At 75.0% G+C, this 23,487-nt stretch carries 18 protein-coding genes; 8 read left to right on the top strand and 10 right to left on the bottom strand.

Features of this window, described 5'->3' with window-relative positions; translation table 11 throughout:
• Positions 1-15: 15 nt before the first annotated feature.
• From ACFC0B_RS33515 to pdxH, 4 genes are all read right to left on the bottom strand, one after another.
• Positions 16-195 carry a hypothetical protein gene (locus ACFC0B_RS33515; protein WP_376094591.1) on the bottom strand — a complete coding sequence of 60 codons (180 nt, stop codon included), beginning with the start codon at positions 193-195 and terminating at the stop codon, positions 16-18.
• 35 nt (positions 196-230) lie between these two features.
• Positions 231-4,310 (bottom strand): FxSxx-COOH system tetratricopeptide repeat protein, encoded by a 4,080-nt coding sequence (gene fxsT, locus ACFC0B_RS33520; RefSeq protein ID WP_376094594.1) that lies wholly within the window; start codon positions 4,308-4,310, stop codon positions 231-233.
• Entirely contained in the window at positions 4,307-5,806 is a 1,500-nt protein-coding gene (locus tag ACFC0B_RS33525; RefSeq protein WP_376094597.1) for a TIR-like protein FxsC, read from the bottom strand. The genes fxsT and ACFC0B_RS33525 overlap by 4 nt, the downstream gene beginning before the upstream one ends.
• A 264-nt stretch (positions 5,807-6,070) precedes the next feature.
• Entirely contained in the window at positions 6,071-6,703 is a 633-nt protein-coding gene (gene pdxH / locus ACFC0B_RS33530) for a pyridoxamine 5'-phosphate oxidase (RefSeq protein ID WP_376094804.1), read from the bottom strand.
• A gap of 415 nt (positions 6,704-7,118) precedes the next feature.
• Here pdxH and ACFC0B_RS33535 point away from each other — a divergent pair, with 415 nt between their 5' ends.
• Complete coding sequence (locus ACFC0B_RS33535; RefSeq protein WP_376094600.1) at positions 7,119-8,219, top strand: citrate synthase 2; 1,101 nt, start codon at positions 7,119-7,121, stop codon at positions 8,217-8,219.
• Positions 8,220-8,377: 158 nt separating this feature from the next.
• The gene (serC, locus tag ACFC0B_RS33540) at positions 8,378-9,496 is read left to right on the top strand and encodes a phosphoserine transaminase (protein ID WP_376094603.1); all 1,119 of its coding nucleotides are present in this window, start codon (positions 8,378-8,380) and stop codon (positions 9,494-9,496) included.
• Between the two features lie 247 nt (positions 9,497-9,743).
• Here serC and thpR read toward each other — a convergent pair whose 3' ends face one another.
• The gene (gene thpR, locus ACFC0B_RS33545; protein ID WP_376094606.1) at positions 9,744-10,343 is read right to left on the bottom strand and encodes an RNA 2',3'-cyclic phosphodiesterase; all 600 of its coding nucleotides are present in this window, start codon (positions 10,341-10,343) and stop codon (positions 9,744-9,746) included.
• Positions 10,344-10,389: 46 nt separating this feature from the next.
• On the opposite strand from thpR, the gene ACFC0B_RS33550 reads away from it, so the two are divergent.
• Positions 10,390-10,908 (top strand): GNAT family N-acetyltransferase, encoded by a 519-nt coding sequence (locus ACFC0B_RS33550; RefSeq protein ID WP_376094609.1) that lies wholly within the window; start codon positions 10,390-10,392, stop codon positions 10,906-10,908.
• 54 nt (positions 10,909-10,962) lie between these two features.
• On the opposite strand, the gene ACFC0B_RS33555 is transcribed toward ACFC0B_RS33550, so the two are convergent.
• Together ACFC0B_RS33555 and ACFC0B_RS33560 are read right to left on the bottom strand one after the other, a co-directional pair.
• Complete coding sequence (locus ACFC0B_RS33555; RefSeq protein WP_376094612.1) at positions 10,963-12,492, bottom strand: MFS transporter; 1,530 nt, start codon at positions 12,490-12,492, stop codon at positions 10,963-10,965.
• A gap of 121 nt (positions 12,493-12,613) precedes the next feature.
• On the bottom strand, positions 12,614-13,048 hold the full coding sequence (locus tag ACFC0B_RS33560; protein WP_355359938.1) for a MarR family transcriptional regulator: 435 nt from the start codon (positions 13,046-13,048) through the stop codon (positions 12,614-12,616).
• Between the two features lie 218 nt (positions 13,049-13,266).
• On the opposite strand from ACFC0B_RS33560, the gene ACFC0B_RS33565 reads away from it, so the two are divergent.
• On the top strand, positions 13,267-13,692 hold the full coding sequence (locus ACFC0B_RS33565) for a VOC family protein (protein ID WP_376094616.1): 426 nt from the start codon (positions 13,267-13,269) through the stop codon (positions 13,690-13,692).
• Positions 13,693-13,715: 23 nt separating this feature from the next.
• Here ACFC0B_RS33565 and ACFC0B_RS33570 read toward each other — a convergent pair whose 3' ends face one another.
• A complete protein-coding gene (locus ACFC0B_RS33570; RefSeq protein ID WP_376094619.1) occupies positions 13,716-14,639 on the bottom strand; it encodes a DUF4231 domain-containing protein in 924 nt (307 codons plus the stop codon).
• A 125-nt stretch (positions 14,640-14,764) separates the two neighbouring features.
• On the opposite strand from ACFC0B_RS33570, the gene ACFC0B_RS33575 reads away from it, so the two are divergent.
• Positions 14,765-15,208: a VOC family protein gene (locus tag ACFC0B_RS33575; RefSeq protein WP_376094807.1), complete on the top strand. Its 444-nt coding sequence runs from the start codon at positions 14,765-14,767 to the stop codon at positions 15,206-15,208.
• Positions 15,209-15,282: 74 nt separating this feature from the next.
• Here ACFC0B_RS33575 and ACFC0B_RS33580 read toward each other — a convergent pair whose 3' ends face one another.
• Positions 15,283-16,746 carry an NCS2 family permease gene (locus ACFC0B_RS33580; protein ID WP_376094622.1) on the bottom strand — a complete coding sequence of 488 codons (1,464 nt, stop codon included), beginning with the start codon at positions 16,744-16,746 and terminating at the stop codon, positions 15,283-15,285.
• A gap of 246 nt (positions 16,747-16,992) precedes the next feature.
• Between ACFC0B_RS33580 and ACFC0B_RS33585 the strand changes: the two genes are divergently transcribed.
• From ACFC0B_RS33585 to ACFC0B_RS33595, 3 genes are read left to right on the top strand one after another with little or no spacing between them, the layout of a single operon-like run.
• On the top strand, positions 16,993-17,277 hold the full coding sequence (locus tag ACFC0B_RS33585) for a DUF2530 domain-containing protein (RefSeq protein ID WP_376094625.1): 285 nt from the start codon (positions 16,993-16,995) through the stop codon (positions 17,275-17,277).
• A gap of 52 nt (positions 17,278-17,329) precedes the next feature.
• Positions 17,330-19,807 (top strand): HAD-IC family P-type ATPase, encoded by a 2,478-nt coding sequence (locus ACFC0B_RS33590; protein ID WP_376094628.1) that lies wholly within the window; start codon positions 17,330-17,332, stop codon positions 19,805-19,807.
• Between the two features lie 31 nt (positions 19,808-19,838).
• On the top strand, positions 19,839-20,063 hold the full coding sequence (locus tag ACFC0B_RS33595; protein ID WP_376094630.1) for a hypothetical protein: 225 nt from the start codon (positions 19,839-19,841) through the stop codon (positions 20,061-20,063).
• A gap of 60 nt (positions 20,064-20,123) precedes the next feature.
• Here the strand turns inward: ACFC0B_RS33595 and ACFC0B_RS33600 are convergent, their stop codons facing one another.
• A complete protein-coding gene (locus ACFC0B_RS33600; RefSeq protein WP_376094633.1) occupies positions 20,124-23,429 on the bottom strand; it encodes a sacsin N-terminal ATP-binding-like domain-containing protein in 3,306 nt (1,101 codons plus the stop codon).
• Positions 23,430-23,487: the final 58 nt, after the last annotated feature.

The following is a 23,487-nucleotide window of genomic DNA, read 5'->3' on the forward strand; positions in this document are numbered from 1 at the left end:
CCGCTAATCATCTTCTCAGAGAGCCGAGTCGAACGGAGAGACCGGACGGACGCCCGCACCGGCCAGGGCCAGTTCGAGCCGGCCGGCCAGTTCGCCCGCGTCGAGTCGCGCCAGGTCGGCGAGGGCGGGGCGGTCCCGGGTACCGCACGGCTCGGACCGCACGGGCGCGGCACCCGGCTCCGCGGTCTGCTCCATGGACGACTCCCCTTCGCCGGTGGACCGGTCCGCCGTCACGTCGGCGGCATCTCGATCAGCGTGTCCAGCCACTCCCCCACCCGGATCGCCTCGGTGAGCGGGTGGCCGTCGTGCAGCACCGCGCGGACCCGGGCCAGCGTCCGGGCCGCCAGCTCCGCCGCCCGCCCGGACTCGCCGAGGGCCGTGAGCGCCAGGGCCAGGTTCGCCGAGGCCGCGAGGGAGTCCGGGTGGTCCGGGCCGAGGCGCTCGGTCAGCAGGGCGGCGGCCTCGTCGGCCAGCCCGGCCGCCTCGGCGTACGAACCCTGCCGGGCCAGGTCGTTCGCCCGGTTGAGCCGGGCGAGGGCGACCCACGGGTGGCGCTCGCCGAGCACCCCGTGCAGGCCTTCGAGCACCTCGCCGGAGATCGGCCCGGCCTCCTCGACCCGGCCGGCGCGGCGGAACGCCACCCCGAGGTTGCCCGCCGCGATGAGCTCCGCCGGGTGTCCCGACGCGAGGTGGTCGCGGTGGTACCGGTACGACTCCTCGGCGAGTTCGACCGATTGCTCGCCGTCGCCGAGCACGCCGAGCACCGCCGCCAGCGTCCCGGCGGCGACCGCGCCGGCGGGGTGGTCCGGCCCGTAGCGCCCGCACAACCGCTGGTGGACGTCCTCGGCCTCGACCAGCGCCTCCGGGAGCCGGCCCAGCCGCCGCAGGGTGGCGCTGCGGTACCGCCTGGCGCGCAGGGTGTCGTCGTGGTCCTCCCCGAGCACGTCCCGGCTGCGCCGGACCGCCTTCTCCAGCCGGGGCAGCGCCTCGTTCAGCCGCCCCACCTCGGACAGCGCGTGGCCGTAGGTGACCGAGCCGCTGAGCGTGTACGGGCTGCGCTTCCCGAACACCTCCAGCTTCCGCGGGTAGAGGTCCTCGTGGATGGCCACCGCCCCGGTGAAGTCCCCGGCCAGGGCGATCGAGAGCGCCAGGTTGTTCTCGGCCATCAGCGAGCGCCGGTCGTCGCGGCCCAGCACCCGGCGCGCGACCGCCAGCGTCTCCTCGTCCAGCTCCCGCGCCGCCTGGTAGCGGCCCAGGTGCCGGAGGTCCGCGCCGAGGCTGGTGGCGGCCGGGAACACGTCCCGGTGGTCCCGGCCCCGCAGGGTGGTCAGCCGGTCGAAGGCGTCCCGGTCGTTCTCGTACGCCTCCCGGGCAAGCCCCAGGGTCCGCTGGATGTTGCCGAGCTGGACGCGCAGGAGCTGCACCCTGACGTCCAGTTCGGTGCCCAGCCGGCCGACCTCGCGCCAGTGGGCGAGGACCCGCTCGGCCAGCTCGCGGCCCGCGGTGTGGAGGCTGCGCTGCCACAGGTAGCGGACCGAGTTGACGATCCACTGCCGGACCGCCGGATCGAGGGACTCGTCCGCGCCGGACGGGCGCAGGTGGGGCAGCAGTTCGGCGTACCGGGGCCAGTGGTGCGGGTCGTCGGGATCGCCGGGGTCGGCGAGGGCGAGGGCCCGGTGGGCCACGTCGCGGACCCGCTCCCGGTCGGCCCCGCCGACCTGTTCGCGCAGCAGCGCCTGGACGATCCGGTGCACCACCAGCGTTCCGGCGGCCTGGTCGTAGCGGGCCAGGTTGAACTGGTTGACGGTCCGCAGGATGTCGCCGACGGCGAGCCGGTGGTCGGACTCGGACGTGCCCAGCGGGAGCCCGATCGCGTCGATCACCGGGGGGCTGTACAGCAGCCCGATCGGAATGGCGTCCGGGCCGAGGAATCCGCAGATCTCCAGCAGCCGGGCGGCCGGGGCGTTGATCCGGCGCAGGTCGGAGCCCGCGATCCGCCAGGTGGCGGCGGTGGCGGTGGCGTTGGGCCCCTCCTCGACGGCCCGGGCGGGCCCGGAGTCGGACCCGGAGCGGACCGAGCGGTCGAGGATGTCGGTCAGCGTCTCGTCGAGCAGGTCGGCGTAGGTGGCCGCCGGCATCGGCGTCTCCTGGAGCCAGGCGGCCGCCTGGCCGACGGCGAGCGGCAGGTCTCCGAGGAGTTCGGCGATCCGCTCCGCGTCGGCCCGCTCGACGCCGGTGTTGAAGTGCCGGACGAGTTCGACGCTCTCCGCCCGGTCGAACACCTCGACCTCGGTGCGGCCGTGCCGGCGGGCCCAGCGCCGGTCGCGCGAGGTGACCAGGACGTGGCCGTCCGGCCCGGCGACGGGCAGCCAGGGGTCCAGCTGCTCCGGGTCCTCGGCGTTGTCGAAGAGCAGCAGCCAGCGGCGGTAGGGCCGGCCGCTGCTGAGCGCGTCCAGCACCGCGCGGGCGGTGCGGGTGACGTCGCCGTCGCTCTCCAGGCCGAGGCCGGGGGCGAGTTCGGCGAGCTTCTGCGGGATCACCGCGGGCTGCTGGGCGGGCACCCACCAGAGCACGTCGTAGCCGGCCGCGAAGCGGTGCGCGTACTCGATCGCGGCCTGCGACTTGCCGACCCCGCCGATGCCGTAGAGCACCTGCACCGGCGCCCCGTCGGCGCCCGCGGTGAAGCCGTCGCGGACGGCCTCCAGCAGCCGCGTCCGGCCGGTGAAGGTGGGCAGCCGCGGCGGCAGCTCCTGGACGGTGGGGCGGCCGTCGGGGAAGCGCGGCAGCCGCGAGACGGTGAACTCCCCGGAGTCCATCCAGCGCCCGGCACCGGGCGGCGGGCCGATCAGCTCGAACAGCTTCGCCTCGGCCTGCTCGGCGGAGCGGGTCGGCAGGTCCAGCACCCGGTGCCCGGCGAACTGGGGCGGTTCCGGCTGCTCCGCCGCGCCGACCCGCACCGCGAGCAGGCCGCCGGAGTCGCCCACCGGGTCCTGGGTGGTCAGCCGGCGCCAGATCTCCCGGGCCCGCGGCAGCGCGGTGTAGGCGGAGGTGAGCAGGACGAGCAGCCGGCCGTCGCCGTCCAGCGGGCCGGCGGCCTCGGGCAGCGCGGCGGCCTGCGGCGGGCCGGGGTCGAGCGGGACGGCGGCGCTGTGCAGGGTGGCGAGGTAGCCGAAGCCGCGCAGGGTCCCGGCGATCCACTCGGCCCAGACCCGGTCCGCGGGGGCGTAGCTGACGTACACCTGGCGGGACCGGGTGCGGCCGGTGCGCAGGTAGGCCGCGTACAACCGGCGGCGGGCGTCGTCGGGGACCGGGTGCAGCGCGTCGACCCGGCCGTCGGTGAGCCAGGCGGCCAGCCGTTCGAAGGCGGCGAGCAGGGTGCGGCCCTGCCGCGGCCGGTCGACGACGGTGGCCGGCACCTCCTCGTAGGCGTAGAACGGCTTGTACGGCACCTCGACGTCGCGCCAGTACTCCGCGCGGCGCTCGGGGCCGAGCCAGCGGCCCAGGTAGGGGTCGAAGGCGTCGTGGGCGAGGTCGCGCCCGGCCGCCAGTCCGGCGCGTTCGGCGTCCTCGACGCGCATCGGGACGGGCAGCACCCGGATCTCGCGCTCGTCGGCGTCGACGATGGCGCGGGCCGCGTCCACGCCGCCGCGGATGCTCTGGGCGCCGAGGGTGAAGCAGTCCACGACGATGTCGGGCATCAGGACGGTGCAGATGCCGGAGGTGTCGCTGACCCCGGTGCGGCTGTCGATCAGCACGTAGTCGTAGCCGCTGGTCCACTGCTCGCGCAGCGCGTAGAGGAACTCCGCGCCGCGGATGTCCGCGCGGGTGTAGAAGCTGCGCCAGTTGAAGCTGGTGACGGCGGCCGAGTAGGCGGCGTTCTGCCGGCCGGCCGGCATCAGGTCGAGCCGGCCGCCGGCCGGGAGGTCGAGCGCCAGACCGCACAGGTACTGCTCCAGCCGGCCGGGGGCGGCCAGCCAGTCCCGGGGGTCCGGGCCGGGGCCGGGGCGGTCGGGGCCGGGCAGCGCCTCGTCGACGTAGGCCCGGAGCATGTCGATCAGGCCGTCGGTGGCGTGGAGTTCGGGGTCGACCAGCAGCGGGTGGTAGTAGCGGTGCAGGCCCGGGGCCTCCAGGTCCCAGTCCACCACCAGGACGCGCAGGCCCTGGCTGGCCAGGATCCAGCCCAGGTTGGCGAGCGCCATGGTGCGGCCGGTGCCGCCCTTGAACGAATAGAAGGTGACGACGGTGCCGGTGGCGGGGGGTGCCAGGGCCGCGGACCCGTGGTCCGCGAGGGCGGCGTGATCGGGGCTCATCGGTCCGCTTCTCCTTCACTGGGTGCCCGGGTGGCAGGGGGCACGGTCTGCTCGTGCCGGGCCGCCCGCGCCCCGGGGGCGGCTCCGTTCCCCGGGGCGCTCCCCGGGCGCGGCAGGGGCGGCCCCGCCGGGGCCGGCGGCTCCGGCGGACGCGACGCGGCGGGCGGCGGCCAGGCCGGGATGGTGAGCCCGGGCATCGGCCGCGGGTCGGGGCCGAGCCCGAACTGGGCGCGGGCCGTCACCGGGTCGTCGTCGATCTGGTCCAGCAGCCTGTTCTGGGCCACGGTGACCGTCGACAGGAGCTCGCGCTCGAAGCGTTCCCGCCGGACGTGGATGCGAAAGAGCGGCTCGGGCCCGGACCGGTGCAACCAGGTGCGCGCGAACACCTCGCGCACCCCCTCCCAGAGCCGGGCGCGCGCCGGACCGGACGGCGGGTCGTCGGAGCTGTCGGGCAGCAGGACGGCGGTGACCGGGTGGTTCTGCCGGTCGAAGTCGCGCAGCGCCTGCCGGTAGGGCTCCCGGCCGGCCGCCCACGGGTCCACCAGCAGGACGCTGACCTCGTTGTTCTCCCGGGCCCGGTCGAGCGCGTCGGCGAGGTCGTCACCGACCGTCTCCAGGCTGGTGCTGTGCCCGGCCCGGGTGATCACCTGCTGGGCCTGGACCGCCAGCGAGGGCAGCCGCGGCGGGTGGTAGGGCGCCCAGTCCCGGGGGTGCGCCCCGTACCAGCCGCCGCGGTACCGCTCGTCGGAACCGCCCGCGCCGTCCGTGCCCGCGGCCGCCGCGGTCCCGGAGCGCTGCGCCGGGACGCGGTCGCCGTCCTCCGCGGCCGCGGCCGGTCGGTCCCCGGCCCAGCGGGCGGCGACGAAGAGCCGGACCAGGCTGCTGCGGCCGGCGGGGACGGCGATCTCCGGGACCGGGAAGCAGCCGTCCACCCGTCCGAGGTCGAGGTCCCGGTGCTCGGCGACCCGCCAGGCGGCGGCCTCCCGCACCCGCTCGGCGATCACCCGCACCACCGAGCGGTACGCCGCGCCGTGCGGGTCGGTCCGCAGCAGGTGGCGCAGCCCGCCGGTGGCGTACTCCGCGCCGAAGTCGTGCTGGACGTACTGGATCCGCCGCACCTCGGCGGGCAGGTCCTCGGGCGGCGGTTCCCACAGCACGGGGATGAGCGCCGGGACGCTCTCGCCGGTCTGCTCCTCGTGGCGCCGCGTCCGGAGGTCGAAGGCGGTCCACTCCTTGCCGCAGTAGTCGCTGGCGAAGTAGGCGGGCGAGTAGAGCGCGACCATGGTGCGGCTGGCGCCGACCATCCGGGAGAGCTGCCGCTCCCAGTCGTCGCCGACCCGCAGCCGCTCGGTGTCGCGGTAGGCCAGCTCGCCAGGCCCGGCCTCCGGCTCGATCCGCGCCAGTTCGTCCCGCAGGTCGGTGAAGAACTGGTCGACGAAGGCGCCTCCGGCCAGATGGTCCCGCCGCGCGTAGCTGAAGAAGAAGTACGGCCGCACCCAACAACCCCCCACCGACCCGGTGAACGTCTTCACCTTACTGGCGGGGTGACGGCGGGTCAGCCGGTGAGCGGAGGAAGTTGTCGCGGTGTCGTCACAGGCGCGGCCCCGCGCCTCGACGCCCCTGGTCAGGGGCGTGCGGCCGGGGAGCGCGGGCCGCCCCCCGGGCGCCCCGGCGGGCAGCTCCGCACCCGGCCCGGGGGCAGCGCCGCCCCGCCCCGGGGGCAGAGCCGCGGGCGGCTCACGGGCAGCGCCGCTCCCGCCTCACGGGCAGAGCCGCTCCACCCGCCAGCCCGTCGGGGCGGTCGGCTCGGCGACGTACCGCAGCCGGTCGTGCAGCCGGTTCTCCCGCCCCTGCCAGAACTCCACGCTCGCCGGCACCACCCGGTACCCGCCCCAGAACGGCGGCACCGGCACCCCCTCGCCCTCCGGGTAGCGCCGCTCCAGCTCCGCGTAGCGCTGCTCCAGCACCTCGCGCGAGGCGACCGGGCTGGACTGCTCGCTGGCCCAGGCGCCCAGCTGGGAGCCGTGCGGGCGGGTGCGGAAGTAGGCGGCGGTCTCGTCCCGGCCGACCTTCTCCACCCGGCCCTGGACGATCACCTGGCGGGCCAGCGCGACCCACGGGAAGAGCAGCGCCGCGTGCGGGTTGGCGGCCAGCTCGGTGCCCTTGCGGGAGCCGTAGTTGGTGAAGAAGACGAAGCCGCGGGCGTCGAACGCCTTGAGCAGCACGGTGCGCGCGCTGGGCCGTCCTCCGGCGTCGGCGGTGGAGAGCACCATCGCGTTGGGCTCCACCACCCCCGCCTCGTCCGCCTCGTGGAACCACCGGGTGAACTGGCCGACCGGGTCGGCGGCGAGCTCCTCCTCGACCAGGCCCTCGTGCGCGTAGTGCTTGCGCATCACGGTGAGGTCCGGTCCGGGGCGGGCCTCGTCGGCCAGGATCCGGGTGGCGGGGGTCAGGGGCGTCGACTGGGCGCGGTCCGGGGTCTGCACGTCAACATCATCCCGTACGACAAGCAACCGGCACCGCTACCTCCGGACAAACCCCGGTGGGAGTTAAGGTGTCCCGCCACCGTCCGGCTGCCCGTCGTGCGGTGATTTGTCCGCAACCGCACGCTTGGTTCCGGAGATCCGCCGGGCACGACCGGCCGTGGGGCGAAAAGTCAAGCGGGCTCCGGGAAAACATCACCACCGTGGTGTATGGCGCAATGCACCCCGTGCCTGTCACCCTGGCACCGAGTGCCAACCACCATTCGGTCAGAGGCGGGCCTCCCCACCACGGCGGCCGCCGATCGCAGAACTGAAGGAGCCGTGCATGTCCGACTTCGTACCCGGGCTCGAAGGTGTCGTCGCGTTCGAGAGCGAGATCGCCGAACCCGACCGTGAAGGCGGCGCTCTGCGGTACCGGGGCGTCGACATCGACGACCTGGTCGGCAATGTCTCCTTCGGCCACGTCTGGGGCCTGCTGGTCGACGGCAAGTTCAACCCCGGCCTGCCGGCCGCCGAGCCCTTCCCGATCCCGGTCCACTCCGGCGACATCCGGGTCGACGTGCAGTCCGCCCTCGCCATGCTCGCCCCGGTCTGGGGCCTCAAGCCGCTGCTGGACATCGACGCCGAGCAGGCCCGCGACGACCTCGCGCGCGCCGCCGTCATGGCGCTCTCCTACGTCGCCCAGTCCGCCCGCGGCCAGGGCCTGCCGATGGTCCCGCAGAGCGAGATCGACAAGGCCGCGACCGTCGTCGAGCGCTTCATGATCCGCTGGCGCGGCGAGCCGGACCCCAAGCACGTCAAGGCCATCGACGCCTACTGGACCTCCGCCGCCGAGCACGGCATGAACGCCTCGACCTTCACCGCCCGGGTCATCGCCTCCACCGGCGCCGACGTCGCGGCCGCCCTCTCCGGCGCGGTCGGCGCGATGTCCGGCCCGCTGCACGGCGGCGCGCCGTCCCGCGTGCTCGGCATGATCGAGGAGATCGAGCGCACCGGCGACGCCACCACCTGGGTCAAGAACGCGCTGGACAAGGGCGAGCGCCTGATGGGCTTCGGCCACCGCGTCTACCGCGCCGAGGACCCCCGCGCCCGGGTGCTGCGCCGCACCGCCAAGGAGCTCGGCGCGCCGCGCTTCGAGGTCGCCGAGGCGCTGGAGAAGGCCGCGCTGGAGGAGCTGCACAACCGCCGCCCGGACCGCGTGCTGGCCACCAACGTCGAGTTCTGGGCCGCGATCATGCTGGACTTCGCCGAGGTCCCGGCGCACATGTTCACCTCGATGTTCACCTGTGCCCGGACGGCGGGCTGGTCGGCGCACATCCTGGAGCAGAAGCGCACGGGCCGGCTCGTGCGCCCCGCCGCGCGCTACATCGGCCCCGGTCCGCGCAGCCCGCGCGAGATCGAGGGCTACGACGCCATCGCGCGCTGATCCGCCCGACCTCCGCAGGTCACCGCACAGACGCGGGAAGCAGCGGGTCCGGTATGTGAACCGGACCCGCTGTTTCCGCAGCTCGCGGGCGGGTCGGCGGCATCTCAGCGGGCGGACCGCCGTCGAATCCGGCCACCCCGGCGGGTAGGCTGCGCCCCGTGGCTCAGATCCAGATCCCCGCTGACATCAAGCCCGCCGACGGCCGTTTCGGCTGCGGCCCGTCCAAGGTGCGCCCCGAGGCCCTGAGTGCCCTCGCCGCGACCGAGACCTCCCTGCTCGGCACCTCGCACCGCCAGGCCCCGGTGAAGAACCTGGTCAAGCGCGTGCGCGAGGGCGTGAGCAGCCTGTTCTCCCTCCCCGAGGGGTACCAGGTGGTGCTCGGCAACGGCGGGTCCACCGCCTTCTGGGACATCGCGGCCTTCGGCCTGGTACGGGAGAAGTCCCAGCACCTCGACTTCGGCGAGTTCTCCTCCAAGTTCGCCTCCTCCGTCAAGGCCGCGCCCTGGCTGGCCGAGCCGAGCGTGATCAAGACCGCCCCGGGCACCCACCCGCTGCCGGTCGCCGAGGCCGGCGTCGACGTCTACGCGCTCACCCACAACGAGACCTCCACCGGCGTCGCGATGCCGATCACCCGCCCGGCCGGCGGCGACGAGGGCTCGCTGGTCCTGGTGGACGCCACCTCGGGCGCCGGCGGCCTGCCGGTGGACATCGCCGAGACCGACGTCTACTACTTCGCCCCGCAGAAGTCCTTCGCCTCCGAGGGCGGCCTGTGGCTGGCGTCGTTCTCCCCGGCCGCGCTGGAGCGCGCCGCCGAGATCGCCGGCTCCGGCCGGTACATCCCGCCGTTCTTCGACCTGCCGACGGCCATCGACAACTCGTCGAAGGACCAGACGTACAACACCCCGTCGATCGCCACCCTGTTCCTGCTGGCCGACCAGCTGGAGTGGCTGAACGGCAACGGCGGGCTCGACTGGGCCGTCGCCCGTACGGCTGATTCCTCGTCCCGGCTGTACGGCTGGGCCGAGAAGTCCTCGTTCGCCGGCCCGTTCGTGGCGAACCCGGCCGAGCGCTCGCAGGTCGTCGGCACGATCGACTTCGACGACGCGGTGGACGCCGCCGCCGTGGCCAAGGCGCTGCGCGCCAACGGCATCGTCGACACCGAGCCGTACCGCAAGCTGGGCCGCAACCAGCTGCGCGTCGCGATGTTCCCGGCGATCGACCCGGCCGACGTCGAGGCGCTCACCGCCTGCATCGACTACGTGGTCGAGCACCTCTGAGCGGACCTCGCGGACGAACGGCAAAGGGCCACCGCCTGCGGGCGGTGGCCCTTCGTTCGGTCTCCGGCCCTTATCGGTTGACCAGCGAGCTGACCAGGACGACGACCAGCAGCAGCACCAGCGCTCCGGTCACGATTCGCATGCGAGTCTTGGGATCCACGGTCAACGAGCGTACCCCCGGCCGGGTCGCGGCCGGACGCCGAGGTCGGCGATCCGGACGGCGGGGCCGGCGGTCCGGCCGCCCCCGCTACTGCGGCCCGGCCTCCCAGCGGGCCAGCGGCCAGGAGCGCAGCGAGGTGTGGCGGACGGCGCCGCCCTCCTGCGCGCTGCGCATCAGGTGCAGCTCGGCGGCCTCCCACTCCGGCCCCCGGTGGCCCTCCAGCGCCTGCGCCAGGGCGGCCAGCCGACCGGCCGCCGCCCGCTGCTCCGCCCGCCGCCGGCCGTGCGAGGAGCCCGCCCGGGCCAGCGTCAGGTGCGGGTGGAAGGTGAAGGCGTCCGTCTCGCCGACCACCCCCGCGGTGGCCTCGTGCACCGCCTCGGCGAGCCGGCGCAGCGCCCAGTCCTGCCCCTCCACCCCGGCCCAGAGCACCCGGTCGCCGAACCGTCCGCCGCCGGCCAGCCGCAGGGTGTGCGCCGGGTGCCCCTCGGCGACCGCGGCCAGCGCGGCCTCCAGCTCGGGCACCCGTTCGGCCGGCACCTCGCCGAGGAAGGCCAGGGTCAGGTGCCAGGCGTCGACCGCCGTCCAGCGCAGCCGGTCCGCCCCCGGCAGCCCGCGCACCGGGGCCACCGCGTCGGCCAGGTCCTGCAGCGCCTCCACCGGGGGCAGCACCGCCACGAAGAGCCTCATGGAGCCATCTTCCCGCGCGCGACGGTTTGGACTAGAACGGTTTCCCATGAAGATCCGCACCGGGGGCCCCGAGGACATCCCCGACATCCTGTCCCTGCTCGACGGCGCCGTGGCCTGGCTGGCCGCCCGGGGCCGCACCCGCCAGTGGGGCGAGCACGCGTTCAGCGGCTCCGCCGCGCGCGTCGAGCACATCGGCAGGTACGGGCACGAGCCGTTCCTGATCCGGCTCGCGGTCGACGGCGAGGGACGGACGGTCGGCTCCTGCGTCCTGTCCGAGGAGCGCCCCGAGTACGCCACGGCGGTGGACGAGCGCGAGCTGTACATCCGCAACCTGGTGACCGACCGCGGCCGCAAGGGCTCCGGGATCGGCGCCGCGCTGATCGCCGACGCCCTCGACGAGGCCCGCCGGCGCGGCATCGGCCTGCTGCGGGTGGACTGCTTCGGCGGCGACGACCGCAAGCTGGTCGGCCAGTACCGGGCGCTCGGCTTCAGCGAGACCGAGTCCTTCGAGGTCGAGCAGCCGGCCGGCCCCTGGCCGGGGCAGATCCTGGCGATCCGGCTCTGACCGGTCGGCGGGCCCCGGGAAGGCCGCGGCGGCGCTCCCGGGGCCGTCCGGGGGTCAGCAGGCCGTGGCCAGCTCCGGCTTGGCGCCGGCCACCGGACGCGGCACCAGCGCCACCACCCGGCCGCCGCGGCCCGGGTGCAGGTCCAGCCGCAGCCGCAGCTCGGCGCTGCGGGCCAGCACCAGGCCGACCGCACCGGCCGCCGCCGCCGAGACCAGGCCGCAGGCCAGCAGCCCCACCCGGGGCCCGTACGAGGCGGTGACCCAGCCCACGATCGGCGCGCCGATCGGCGTTCCGCCGGTGAAGACCAGCATCAGCAGGCCCATCACCCGGCCGCGCATCGCGGGCTCGGTGGCCAGCTGGAGCGAGGCGTTGACCGAGGTGTTGAAGCTCAGCCCGAACACCCCGACGAGGGTGAGCAGCAGCGCGAAGGTCCAGTAGCCGGGCGCGAACGCCGCCACCACTTCCAGCGCGCCGAACGCGAGCGCGGCGCCGACGAGTCTGCGCAGCCGCGGCACGCCCCGGCGGGCCGCGATCAGCGCGCCGGTCAGCGAGCCGACCGCCATCGCGGTGTTCAGCAGGCCGTACTGCCCGGCGCCGACGTGGAAGGTGTCGGAGGCGAAACCCGCCAGCAGCGTCGGGAAGTTGAAGCCGAAGGTGCCGATGAAGCCGGCCAGCACCATCGGCCAGAGCAGCTCGGGCCGCTCCTTGACGTACCGCAGGCCCTCCCGCAGCTGCCCCTTCTCGCGGGCGATCGGCGCGGTCGGGCGCAGTTCGCTCTCCCGCATCGCGAGCAGTCCGCCGATCACGGCGGCGAACGACAGCGCGTTCAGCGCGAACGCCCAGCCGCTGCCGACCGCGGCGATCAGCAGGCCGGCGACGGCGGGGCCGACCAGCCGGGCGGTCTGGAAGTTGGCGGCGTTCAGGCTGACCGCGTTGGCGAGGTCCTTCGGGCCGACCATCTCGGAGACGAAGGCCTGCCGGGTCGGGTTGTCGACCACCGTGACCAGGCCGAGCAGCAGCGCGAACACGTACACGTAGGACGGGGTCACCACGCCGCCGACGGTCAGCACGGCGAGGCCGGCGGCGAGCAGGCCCATCGCGCCCTGGGTGCAGATCAGCAGCCGGCGCTTGGGCATCCGGTCGGCGAGCACCCCGCCGAACAGGCCGAACAGCAGCATCGGCAGGAACTGCATGGCGGTGGTGATGCCGACCGCGAGCGGGCTGCCGGTGAGGCTCAGGACCAGCCAGTCCTGGGCGATGCGCTGCATCCAGGTACCGGTGTTGGACACCACCTGGCCGGCGAAGTAGTAGCGGTAGTTGCGAACGCGCAGTGAGGAGAACATCCCCCCGGGCCGGGTGAACTCCGCGCCGGTGGGGGACGGGGCCGCGCTGGTGCGGCCGGGAGCGGCGGGTTCGTCCGCCGCGGTGCGTTCGTCGGGGTCGTCGTCGCCGTTGCCGGGCAGCCCCGCGGGGGCGGGTGCCTGGGCGTCGGCGGCCGCGGCGCTCGCCGCGGCGGGGTCGGTGGGCTGCTCGTCGGTCCGGGTACGGGTGGCGGCGGCGCTGGCTGCGGCCGGCGGTGTCACAGTGGTCTCCCCTCGCGGCGCGACGGCCCGTGGCGGGGCCGTCGCGCTCCTGGTGTCGGTCATCGGTCCTGCGGTGATGCGGTTCTCCTTCGTCCTCCGGCGGCCACCGGATTCGCTGTGCCTAGAGGTGTGCGAGCTTGTAGAGCACGGGCGCCGCCTCGCGGAGCTTCGCCCACTCCTCCTCGTCGAGCCCTTCGGCGAGCTCGGCGAGCCAGGCGTTGCGGCGCCGGCGGGACTCCGCCAGGATCGCCTCGGCCTGCTCGGTACTGCTGACGACCACCTGCCGGCGGTCCTCCGGGTGCGGTTCGCGCCGCACCAGGCCCTTCTCCTCCAGCATCGCGACGATCCTGGTCATCGAGGGCGGCTGTACGTGCTCCTTCCGGGCGAGCTCACCCGGCGTGGCCTTCCCGCACCGGGCGAGGGTGCCCAGCACCCCGATCTCGGTAGGACTGAGCGACTCCTCGACCCGCTGGTGGCGCAGTCGACGGGAGAGGCGCATGGCGGACGATCGCAGCTGACTGATGGCTGCGAGGTCCTGCTCGGACATCTCGGGCATGTTCTTTAGCCTACGTCATTACTCTGGCTAAAGAAAACGGGATTCCGATCGTCCGCCTCCGGGCTCCGGCCCGGGAGCGGGCCGGCCGCCGGCCCGCTCCCCCGCCCCGGTCCGGCTGGCCGTGCCCTCCGTGACCCCCGGTGCGATGCTGGTCGTGGGGACCCGGTTCACACCGGCCCCGGCGCCGCACCACCGCTCAGCAGAAGGGCCGACCAGACATGACCGACGTCGCCGCCGAGCAGGCCACCACGGTCGGCCCGGCCGAGCAGAACGACACCGGCTTCGCCCGCCTCGCCATGGTCACCATCGACTGCGCCGACCCGGTCGCGCTGGCCGCCTTCTACGGCGCGCTGCTCGGATGGGAGACCCGGCACGTGGACGAGCGGTTCGCGATCCTGGACAACCCGGAGGGCGGCAGCCCGCTCGGCTTCGGCCGGGTCAGCGGGTACCGGCCGGAGCCGTGGACCGAGCCGGACGGCGGCAAGCACTTCCACCTGGACTTCTACGTCGACGACCTGGAGGCGGCCACCGCCCGCGCGCTGGCCCTGGGGGCGACCGAGCCCACCCACCAGCACGGCCGCACGCTCAAGGTGCTGATCGACCCGGCCGGCCACCCGTTCGGCCTGGCGCCGCTGGACGCCTGACCGGCGGGGTCCGCCGGCGCGGTTCAGCGCGGGAAGGCCCGCCGCGCCCGCCAGGTGGTGTGCTCGCGCGACACCGCGTCCTCCGCCTCGGCGGCCAGCCGCGCCCAGCGCTGCTCGGCGTCCGGCGTCCGCGCGTCGAGGTCGGACAGCTGGTTGCCGACGTTCTCCAGCTCCCGCGCCGCCAGCTGGTACGCCGCCGCCAGCGGGCGGAGCTGCTTCAGCTGCGTCCAGGCGATCACCGCCGCGGCCGCCGCCGAGGTGGCCCCGAACACGTGCACCTCCAGCGCCCCGGTCGCCTGCGCGACGGCCGCCGCCGCGCCCACGATGATCAGCGCCGCCACGCCCAGCCCCCAGGTGACCGCCTGCGACTCGCAGGACTCGGCGCGCGAGCGGTACCACGTCCGCTGGCCCTCCACCCGGGTGCGCAGGTAGAGCGTCCGCCGCGAGGTCAGCGACTCCGCCCGCACCCGGCGCATCTCCGGGGTGATCTCGGCGGCCGACCCCGGCGGCACGATCGCCGGGTCCTCGAACGCCCGCAGCACGTCCTCCACCTGCAGCAGGTAGCCGCGGTCGACGTCCGCCGACTCCGCGTCACCCTCGAACGGCCGGGCCCGCACCGAGTACTTCCAGGCCAGCGTCTTCACCGACTCGGCCGCCGCCCGCGCCTCGTACCACCGCGCCTGCGGGTTGCTGCGCCGCAGCCGCGACCAGAAGTACCCCGCCACCAGCAGGGCCACCACCGAGAACAGCGGCGTGACGTCGGAGGCCCCCTTCTCGTCCGGCCCGGGCAGCGAACCGACCGCCGCCGCGACCACCAGCATCGAGATGAGCCCCCGGTACCAGCGCAGCGTCTGCTGCTGCCCCGACAGCGACGCCTGGTCGGCCGTCCGGAACAGCTCCGGCAGCAACTGCGCCTCGACCCCCGCGGGCGGATCCTGTCTCACCATCGAACCGCTCCCCTCCCCCGTCTCAGCCCGGAGTATGCCCCCGGGCAACTCCCCTACACCGACGCCTCCTTGACATATCCTCTTGCCCCCGTCCACGCGCAACCCCTATAACCGGTTACATGCCCATGCACTGGAAGCTCGTCATCGACGCCGCCGACCCGCACCGCCAGGCCGCCTTCTGGGCCGCCGCCCTCGACTACGCCGTCGAGGACCACAGCACCCTGATCGCCGGCCTGCTCTCGGCCGGCGCGATCACCCCGGACCTGGTCACCGAGGTCGACGGCCGGCACGCCTGGCAGACCCTCGCCGCCGTCCGCCACCCCGAGGACCCGTACGACCCGGCCGGCGGCACCGGCCTCGGTCGGCGCATCCTCTTCCAGCGCGTCCCCGAGCCGAAGCAGGGCAAGAACCGCCTCCACCTCGACCTCCACCCGGGCCCCGACGCCCGCGCCGCCACCGTCGCCCGCCTTGAGGCCCTCGGCGCCACCACCCTCCGCGAGGTCGCCGAACCGGGCGGCTCCTGGACCGTGATGCAGGACCCCGAGGGCAACGAGTACTGCGTCCACTGACCCGCCCGGCCCCACCGACGCCGACGGCCCCGCGCTCCGGAGGGAGCGCGGGGCCGCAGGTGCGCCGAAGGCCGTCAGAGGAGGCCGAGGGCGGGCATCAGGTAGTAGAAGGCGAAGACGGCGGAGACGGCGTACATCGGGATCGGGACCTCGCGGCCGCGGCCGGTGGCGAGGCGCAGGACGCAGAAGGTGATGAAGCCGAAGCCGATGCCGTTGGTGATCGAGTAGGTGAACGGCATCATCGCGATGGTCAGGAAGGCCGGGATCGCGATGGTGTAGTCGGCCCAGTCGATGTCCCGCACGGAGTTGGCGAGGATCAGGAAGCCGACGGTGACCAGGGCCGGGGTGGCGGCCTGGGCCGGGACCATGGTGGCGAGGGGGGTGAGGAAGAGGGCCACCACGAAGAGGCCGCCGGTGACGACGGAGGCGAAGCCGGTGCGGGCGCCCTCGCCGACGCCGGCGGTGGACTCGACGAAGCAGGTGTTGGCGGAGGAGGAGGTCGCGCCGCCCGCCGCGGTGGCGATGCCGTCGATCATCAGGACCTTGTTGATGCCGGGCAGGTCGCCCTTCTCGTCCAGCAGGTGGGCCTCGTCGGCGACGCCGAGGATGGTGCCCATCGCGTCGAAGAAGCAGGACATCAGGACGGTGAAGACGAAGAGCGCGCCGGTGAGGACGCCGACCTTCTCGAAGCCGCCGAACAGGCTGACCTCGCCGACCAGGCCGAAGTCGGGGGCGGCGACCGGGTTGCCCGGCCAGGTCGGGACGGTCAGGCCCCAGCTGAGGGCGGGGATGTCGGCGAGCTTGTCGATCACGACGGCGACGGCGGTCATCACGGCGATGGAGACCAGGATCGCACCGGGGACCTTGCGGACCATCAGGACGAGGGTGAGCAGCAGGCCGAGCACGAAGACCAGCACGGGCCAGCCCAGCAGGTGGCCGCCGGCGCCGAGCTGGAGCGGGACGGTGGTGTGGGCGGCGTCGGGGATGCGGCTGACGAAGCCGGAGTCGACCAGGCCGACCAGGGTGATGAACAGGCCGATGCCGATCGCGATGGCCTTGCGCAGCCCGAGCGGGACGGCGCTCATGACCCGCTCGCGCAGGCCGGTGGCGACCAGGAGCATGATCGCGAAGCCGGCCAGCACGACCATGCCCATGGCGTCCGGCCAGGTCATCTTGGGCGCGAGCTGGAGGGCGACGATGGTGTTGACGCCGAGGCCGGCGGCGAGGCCGATCGGGACGTTGCCGATGACGCCCATGAGCAGCGTGGTCAGACCGGCGGTGAGCGCGGTGGCGGTGACCAGCTGGGCGCTGTCCAGGTGGGCGCCGGTCATGTCCGTGGCGCTGGCCAGGATGATCGGGTTCAGCACCAGGATGTACGCCATGGTGAAGAAGGTGGCGACGCCGCCGCGGATCTCGCGCGGCAGGGTCGAGCCGCGCTCGCTGATCCGGAAGTAGCGGTCCAGTGCGCCGAACGGGGGCTTCGGCGCGTCGGGCTGGGCGGGCTCGGGCGACTCGGTGGTCGGCTGGGCCACGGGCATGCTGCGTCCTCTGTGGGGGGCGGAGGAGAGGGGGACCCGCCCGGGACGACGGTGGCCGGGCGACCCGGTGGGACGGGCACGAAGCACGATGTCCTGAGCATGCCGCGGCCGACCGGAGAGACAAGTATGGGTTCCCGATCGCTCGTACGCTATCTTCGCGCGTAGAACGAATAACCCCCGTAACGCGCGCGGACAGGCCCTGCGCAGAATCGATCGGACGTGCGGCCGCACCGTACCCTAGGGCCCATGCCCAAGACGCCATCGCACCCCTCGCCCCCGCCGCTGGAGGCCAACGACGTCGCGATCGTCGGCGGCGGCACGGTGCTCTGGTTCGTGGCGTTCGTCGTCCTGCTCCCGTTCTGGGGCACCCTCTCCGACCACGGCCACGGCACCTGGCCGTGGATCTGCCTGGCCGGCGGCGGACTCGGACTGATCGGACTCTGGTACTGCCGGGCCCGCCGGGAGGCCATCGCGCGCAGCCGGGCCACTGCCGGAACGGACGCCGAGAATCCGGCCACCCGGTCGGACTGAATAGTCCTTTAGTAGCACGCATCGGACATAAGGCGCCCGTAGAGTCGGTGCCATGACGCAGCCCGCGCAGCCAGCCGAGGACCAGCCCAGCGGTGACCAGCCGGACGGCGCCCACCCGCTCGGCCTGCTGCCCGGGCGCGTCGGCGGGCTGACCGCCGCCGAGGTGGCCGAACGGGTCGCCCGCGGCGAGGTCAACGACGTCCCGGTCCGCTCCAGCCGCTCCACCCGGGAGATCGTCCGGGCCAACGTCTTCACCCGGTTCAACGCGATCATCGGCGTGATGTTCGCGATCATCCTGGTCGTCGGCCCGCTCCAGGACGGCCTGTTCGGCCTGGTCATCGTCGCCAACACGGCGATCGGCATCATCCAGGAGCTGCGCGCCAAGAAGACCCTGGACAGCCTCGCGCTGATCGGCGAGGCACGGCCCCAGGTGCGCCGGGACGGCGCCGCCCGGCAGGTCGCCGTCGGCGAGATCGTGCTGGACGACACCGTGCTGCTCGGCATCGGCGACAAGGTGATCGTCGACGGCGAGGTCACCGAGGCGGACGGCCTGGAGATCGACGAGTCGCTGCTCACCGGCGAGCCGGACCCGGTGCTCAAGCACCCCGGCGACCCGGTGATGTCCGGCAGCTTCGTGGTGGCCGGCGCCGGCGCGTTCACCGCCACCAAGGTCGGCCGGGAGGCGTACGCGGCGCAGCTGGCCGAGGAGGCGAGCCGGTTCACCCTGGTGAAGTCGGAGCTGCGCTCCGGCATCGACAGCATCCTGCGGTTCATCACCTGGCTGCTGGTGCCGACCGCGATCGGTCTGATCATCAGCCAGCTGGCGGTGGAGGGCCGGGACTGGCGCGAGGCGGTCCGCCGGATGATCGCCGGGATCGTGCCGATGGTGCCCGAGGGCCTGGTGCTGCTGACCTCGGTGGCCTTCGCGATCGGCGTGGTCCGGCTGGGCCGCAAGCAGTGCCTGGTGCAGGAGCTGCCCGCGATCGAGGGGCTGGCCCGGGTGGACACGGTCTGCCTGGACAAGACCGGCACCCTCACCGAGGGCGGCATGGACGTCGTCGACCTGCGGATCATCGGCGCCGACGAGGGCGGCGAGCCGGACGCCGACGCCCTCGGGGACGACGGCGCCCGCAAGGAGACCGTCCGGCAGGCGCTCGGCGTGATGGCCGGCGCCGACGCCCGCCCCAACCCGTCGATGCAGGCCGTCATCGACGCCTACGGCGACGGCAGCGGCGGGCGGCGCGACGGCTGGCGGGTGATCGAGGCGATGCCGTTCTCCTCCGCCCGCAAGTGGAGCGGCGTGCAGCTGCTGGAGCCGCGCGGCGACGAGGCGAGCTGGCTGCTCGGCGCCCCCGACGTGCTGCTGCCGTCCGGCCACCCGGCGCTGGCCGAGGTGGACGAGCTGGGCGCCCAGGGCCTGCGGGTGCTGCTGTTGGGCCGCACGCCCGTCCCGCTGGACGCCCCCGACCCGGCCGCCGGGCTGCGGCCGCTCGCCCTGGTGGTGCTCCAGCAGCGGCTGCGCGAGGACGCCGCCGAGACCCTGCGCTACTTCGCGGGCCAGCGGGTCGAGGCGAAGGTGATCTCGGGCGACGCGGCCGTCTCGGTCGGCGCGGTCGCCGCCCACCTCGGGCTGCCCGGCGCCGACCACCCGGTGGACGCCCGCACCCTGCCCGCCGAGCCGCAGGCCTTCGCCGACACCGCGGAGCACACCACGGTCTTCGGCCGGGTCACCCCGCAGCAGAAGCGCCAGCTGGTCGGCGCGCTGCAGTCGCGCGGGCGCACCGTGGCGATGACCGGCGACGGCGTCAACGACGTGCTGGCGCTCAAGGACGCGGACATCGGCGTGGCGATGGGCAGCGGCAGCGACGCGACCAAGGCGGTCGCCCAGATCGTGCTGCTGAACAACTCCTTCGCGGTGATGCCCTCGGTGGTCGCCGAGGGCCGCCGGGTGATCGGCAACATCGAGCGGGTGGCCGGGCTGTTCCTGGTCAAGACGGTCTACTCGGTGCTGCTGGCGCTGCTGGTGATCTTCACCCACTCGCCGTACCCGTTCCTGCCCCGGCACTCCACCGTGCTGTCCACCCTGACGATCGGCGTGCCGGCCTTCTTCCTGGCGCTCGCGCCCAACAACGAGCGCGCCCGCACCGGCTTCGTGCGCCGGGTGCTGCGGCTGGCGATCCCGGGCGGCGTCATCGCGGGGACGGCCACCTTCACCGCGTACGCGCTGGCCCGCGCCAACCACGCCACCGACCTGGAGTCGGACACCAGCGTGGCCACCCTGACCCTGTTCCTGGTCGCGATCTGGGTGCTGGCGATCGTGGCCCGTCCGTACAACTGGTGGCGGCTGCTGCTGATCGGGACGATGGGCGGGGCGTTCGCCCTGGTGCTGACCGTGCCGTGGCTCTCCGACTTCTTCCAGCTCTCGCTGACCGGCACCCGGGACCCGTGGGTCGGTGTCGGCATCGCGCTGGTCGCCGGGGTGGTGCTGGAGGTGGTCTGGCGGATCATGCGCCGCCGGACCGATGATTGACCCACGAAGCAGAACGACCGCGGGGGGCCGCATGGCGCGCAGGGGCGGGGAGCTGGAGGCGTTCGCCGCCTTCCTGGGCGGGTTGCTGGCCACCGGGCTGCTGGCCCTGGCGATGGCGGGGGTCGGCGCACTGGCCGGGATCCACCCCGGACCGGGGCTGACCAAGGCGGTGGCCGCCGTGCTGACCGCCGTCTGGGTGGTGGCCACCCTCGCGATCTACCTGCGGCTGATCGCCCGCGGCCGGACCCGCTCCTGAGACGGCCGGACCCGCTCCGGCACCCGCTCGTGAGACGGGCGGGCACCGGAGCCCGGCGGATCAGCCCTCGAAGTCCCGGGCGGCGGACAGCTCGTAGGCGCGGTCCGGCTCGCTGAGCGCGGCCAGCACCTCGAACCGGCGGTGCCACTGCCCGACCGACCAGGCCAGCCCGGCGGCCAGCCCCTCCGGCGTGGCCGCGTGCAGCAGCCCGGACACCGGCGGCACCTCGAACTCGTCGTCCTCGTCCGCCTCCTCGGCCCGCTCCGGGTCGTACGGCGCCTCCGGGGTGGCGGCCGCGGCGTCCCAGCGCCAGTCCACGGCGGCCTCCTCGCCGTCCGGGCCGACCACCAGCAGCTCCTCGTGCTCCTCGTACGCGACCGGGCAGCCGGGCAGCAGCTCCCGCACCACGGCCGGCACCCGGTGCAGGGCGCCCTGGGAGAGCACCCGCCCGCCGGCCACCTCGCTGGCCAGCGAGACGTGCAGCCGCTCGGCGAGGTCGGCGGCGAGCGCCGGGGCGACCGGCAGCAGCGGGTGGTCGTGCAGCAGCTCCACCAGGTCGGGGGCGTCCGCGACGACCGCCTCGGCGGCGTCCACCACAACGGTGCGGTCGGGGCGGCGGCCGGTGGCCCGGTCCATCGGCGGCACCGCCCGCACCACGTCCAGCGGCTCGATCCGCTCCGCCCCGACCCGCGCCAGGGCGCTGTGGATGCCGTGCAGCTGGCGGTGCCCGACCTCGGCGGCCGGGTCGGTGAGCCGGTCCAGCACCTCGTCCGGCCCGTGCGGCTCGGCGAGCAGCGCGGCCAGCGTGGTGCGCACCCCCAGCGCGTGCAGGAACTGCTCGTCCAGGGTGGTGCGGGCCTCGTCGTAGAGGCCGCGCAGCAGCGGGTCGGCGCCGGCCGCGCGCAGCCCGGCGGGCTCGCGGCCGTCCAGCACCGGGTGGTCGCGCAGCCACCAGGCGGTGTACGGCGGCAGGTCGGCGTAGGTGCCGTCGGGCAGCAGCGTGCGGACGGGGGTGACGACGGCGTCCCGGTACGGCGGGCGGGCCAGCGCGGCCAGCGCCTGCGGCCAGGCGTCGTCGTCCACCAGGTCGAGGTCGCGGACGGCGAGCAGCTCGGCGGCGACCGGCGGGACGCCCACGGTGTCCCCGTCGTCGGCGTGCAGCGCCTCCAGCGCGTCCTCGGCCCAGTCGGCCAGGCCGTCCGGCGCCTCGTCGATCAGCCCGGTGGGGTGGCCGCCGGCCGCCCGGTCGGCGGGCGCGGTGGGGTCGAGCCGGTCCAGGTCGTCCGGGTCGAGCACCACGTCCTCGGCGCGGACCAGCACGAACTCGGCCGGCACGCCGGCGGCGGCGAGCACCTCCGGCCCCCAGCGCTCCAGCAGCTCGTCGTCCACCCAGGCGGCGTCGTCCTCGCGCGCCAGCGCGGCGAGCGGGCTGTCCGGGAGCAGCAGCTCACCGGCGCGGGCGGGCTCGCCCTCGTCGTCGAGCAGGGCCAGCCGGGCCAGCCAGGGGTGCTCGCCGGGCGCCGGGGCGGCCGCCTTGACGAGCGCCAGCACCGCCTCGGCGAGGTCGGCGGCGGCGTCCGGGTCGTCCTCGGCCAGCTCGTAGGAGCGGGCGACGGCGGCCCGCACCTCGGGCGTGTCCAGCACCCCGGCCGGGGTGGCCGCGCCGGCGCCGAGCTTGGCCAGCAGCGGGTGGGCGGCCTCCGGGTGGGCGAGCCGCAGGTCGAGCACGGCGAGCGCGTCGGCCAGCGACTCGGGGTAGCCGGGGAAGGCGGCCCAGTCGGCGTCGGCGGAGGGCAGCAGGACCCGGCGCGGGCCGGTCACCGTCCGCCCGTCGGCGAGCGGCACCGGCAGCGCGCCGAGCGCCTCCGGGTCGGCACCGCCGAGCGCCGCGTACAGGTTGCGCCACCAGGCCGGCTCCCGGTCCAGGCCGCCGAGCTGGTCGACCACCTCGGCGAGCGGGACCCGGCGCACGTTCAGCACCCGCAGCTCGGTGCGGCGCTCCAGGCCGGCCGGCAGCAGGCCGGGGAAGATCGGCGCCAGCGCCTCGACCACCGAGCCGTCCGCGCCCTCCAGCAGCGTGGCGTCCCGGGGCCGCAGCGCGGGCGTGCCCTCCTCGACCGGCGCCGGGTGCGGCAGGAACGGCGTGCCGGGCAGCCGGGAGAGCACGGCGGCGCGCAGCGCGTTGTCCAGCGTGCCCTGGCCGAGCGGTCCCGGCACCAGGCCGAGCGAGCCGAGGTCGCCGCCGCGGGCGCGCAGCAGATCGGCGTAGGCGTCGGCGGCGCGCTCGGTGAGGAAGTCGGCGAGCGGGCCGGGGGCGACGTGCCGGCGGGTGGAGTCCAGCGGGTAGGACGCGATCAGCAGCGCGGGCAGGCCGAGCGGCTCGTCGCTGGGGGTCGGCGCGTGCAGCACCGGGGCGATCGCGGGCCGCTGCGGGGCGCCCTCGTCGGAGACCGGCACCGCCCAGGTCACCGTCCAGAAGGGGCGGGCGCGCTCCTCGGTGGGCCGGTCGGCGAGCAGCTCGGCGGCGAGCGCGCCGGCCGCGCCGGCGGTCTGCCAGACGGTGCGCCGCAGCCCCCCGCCCGCGTCGTCGGTGACCGTCACCTCGGTGACGCCGTCGGGGCGCGGGTCCGCGGCCGAACGGGTCAGCGTGCGGGTGCCGTCCGGGGTCTCCACCACCACCTCGGCCAGGCCCGGCAGGGTGAGCAGCAGCGCGTCGTCGATGCCGGCCAGCAGCCGCCGGGTGAGGTCCTCGGCGGCGGCGTCGCGCAGCGGCAGCACCACCACCGTGTCGTAGCCCTCCGGCGCCGGGCCCTCGGCCGCGAACGGCAGGCGCAGCAGCGGGACGTGGCCGTCCCGGCGGCGCAGCTCCTCGGCCAGCCCGGACCGGCCCTCGGCCAGGGCCCGGGCCTCCGCGAGCGACCAGCGCACACCGCCGGCCGAGCCGAGCACGGCGGGCTCGTCGGTGACCGCGAGGACGGCGGCGAAGCCGACGCCGAACCGGCCGACCGTGGTGTCGCGCTCCCCGCGCTTGGAGGAGGCGCGCAGGGTGGACAGCGACTCGACGGCGGCGGCGTCCAGCGGCGCGCCGGTGTTCGCGGCGGCCAGCACGCCGTCCGCCAGGGTGAGCCGCAGCCGGCCCGGGGCGTGCCCGGCGCGCACGGCGGCGTCGGCGGCGTTCTGCGCCAGCTCGACCACCAGCCGGTCGCGGTAGCCGCCGAGGGCGAGCTCCTCCTCGGCGTTGGCGTCCTCCCGGAACCGGGCCGGGGAGGCGGCCCAGGCGTCCAGCACCCGACGGCGCAGTTCGGCGCTGCCGAAGGGGTCCGCGAGGTGCTCGTCCGTGCCGCTGCCGATGATCCGAGGTTCCACTGGACCTGCCGCCTTCCGCCGCCCTGTTGTGCCCTACGAGGGGCATTCTTCCTTGCCG

It is taken from the genome of Kitasatospora sp. NPDC056184 (assembly GCF_042268405.1).
In the GTDB taxonomy this organism is placed as follows: Bacteria; Actinomycetota; Actinomycetes; order Streptomycetales; family Streptomycetaceae; genus Kitasatospora.

Bases quoted from the DNA above. Each gene is read 5' to 3' on its own strand.
- ACFC0B_RS33515 (WP_376094591.1), bottom strand. From the start codon at position 195: ATGGAGCAGACCGCGGAGCCGGGTGCCGCGCCCGTGCGGTCCGAGCCG.
- fxsT (WP_376094594.1), bottom strand. From the start codon at position 4,310: ATGAGCCCCGATCACGCCGCCCTCGCGGACCACGGGTCCGCGGCCCTG.
- pdxH (WP_376094804.1), bottom strand. From the start codon at position 6,703: ATGCGCAAGCACTACGCGCACGAGGGCCTGGTCGAGGAGGAGCTCGCC.
- ACFC0B_RS33535 (WP_376094600.1), top strand. From the start codon at position 7,119: ATGTCCGACTTCGTACCCGGGCTCGAAGGTGTCGTCGCGTTCGAGAGC.
- thpR (WP_376094606.1), bottom strand. From the start codon at position 10,343: ATGAGGCTCTTCGTGGCGGTGCTGCCCCCGGTGGAGGCGCTGCAGGAC.
- ACFC0B_RS33550 (WP_376094609.1), top strand. From the start codon at position 10,390: ATGAAGATCCGCACCGGGGGCCCCGAGGACATCCCCGACATCCTGTCC.
- ACFC0B_RS33560 (WP_355359938.1), bottom strand. From the start codon at position 13,048: ATGCCCGAGATGTCCGAGCAGGACCTCGCAGCCATCAGTCAGCTGCGA.
- ACFC0B_RS33565 (WP_376094616.1), top strand. From the start codon at position 13,267: ATGACCGACGTCGCCGCCGAGCAGGCCACCACGGTCGGCCCGGCCGAG.
- ACFC0B_RS33570 (WP_376094619.1), bottom strand. From the start codon at position 14,639: ATGGTGAGACAGGATCCGCCCGCGGGGGTCGAGGCGCAGTTGCTGCCG.
- ACFC0B_RS33575 (WP_376094807.1), top strand. From the start codon at position 14,765: ATGCACTGGAAGCTCGTCATCGACGCCGCCGACCCGCACCGCCAGGCC.
- ACFC0B_RS33580 (WP_376094622.1), bottom strand. From the start codon at position 16,746: ATGCCCGTGGCCCAGCCGACCACCGAGTCGCCCGAGCCCGCCCAGCCC.
- ACFC0B_RS33585 (WP_376094625.1), top strand. From the start codon at position 16,993: ATGCCCAAGACGCCATCGCACCCCTCGCCCCCGCCGCTGGAGGCCAAC.
- ACFC0B_RS33590 (WP_376094628.1), top strand. From the start codon at position 17,330: ATGACGCAGCCCGCGCAGCCAGCCGAGGACCAGCCCAGCGGTGACCAG.
- ACFC0B_RS33595 (WP_376094630.1), top strand. From the start codon at position 19,839: ATGGCGCGCAGGGGCGGGGAGCTGGAGGCGTTCGCCGCCTTCCTGGGC.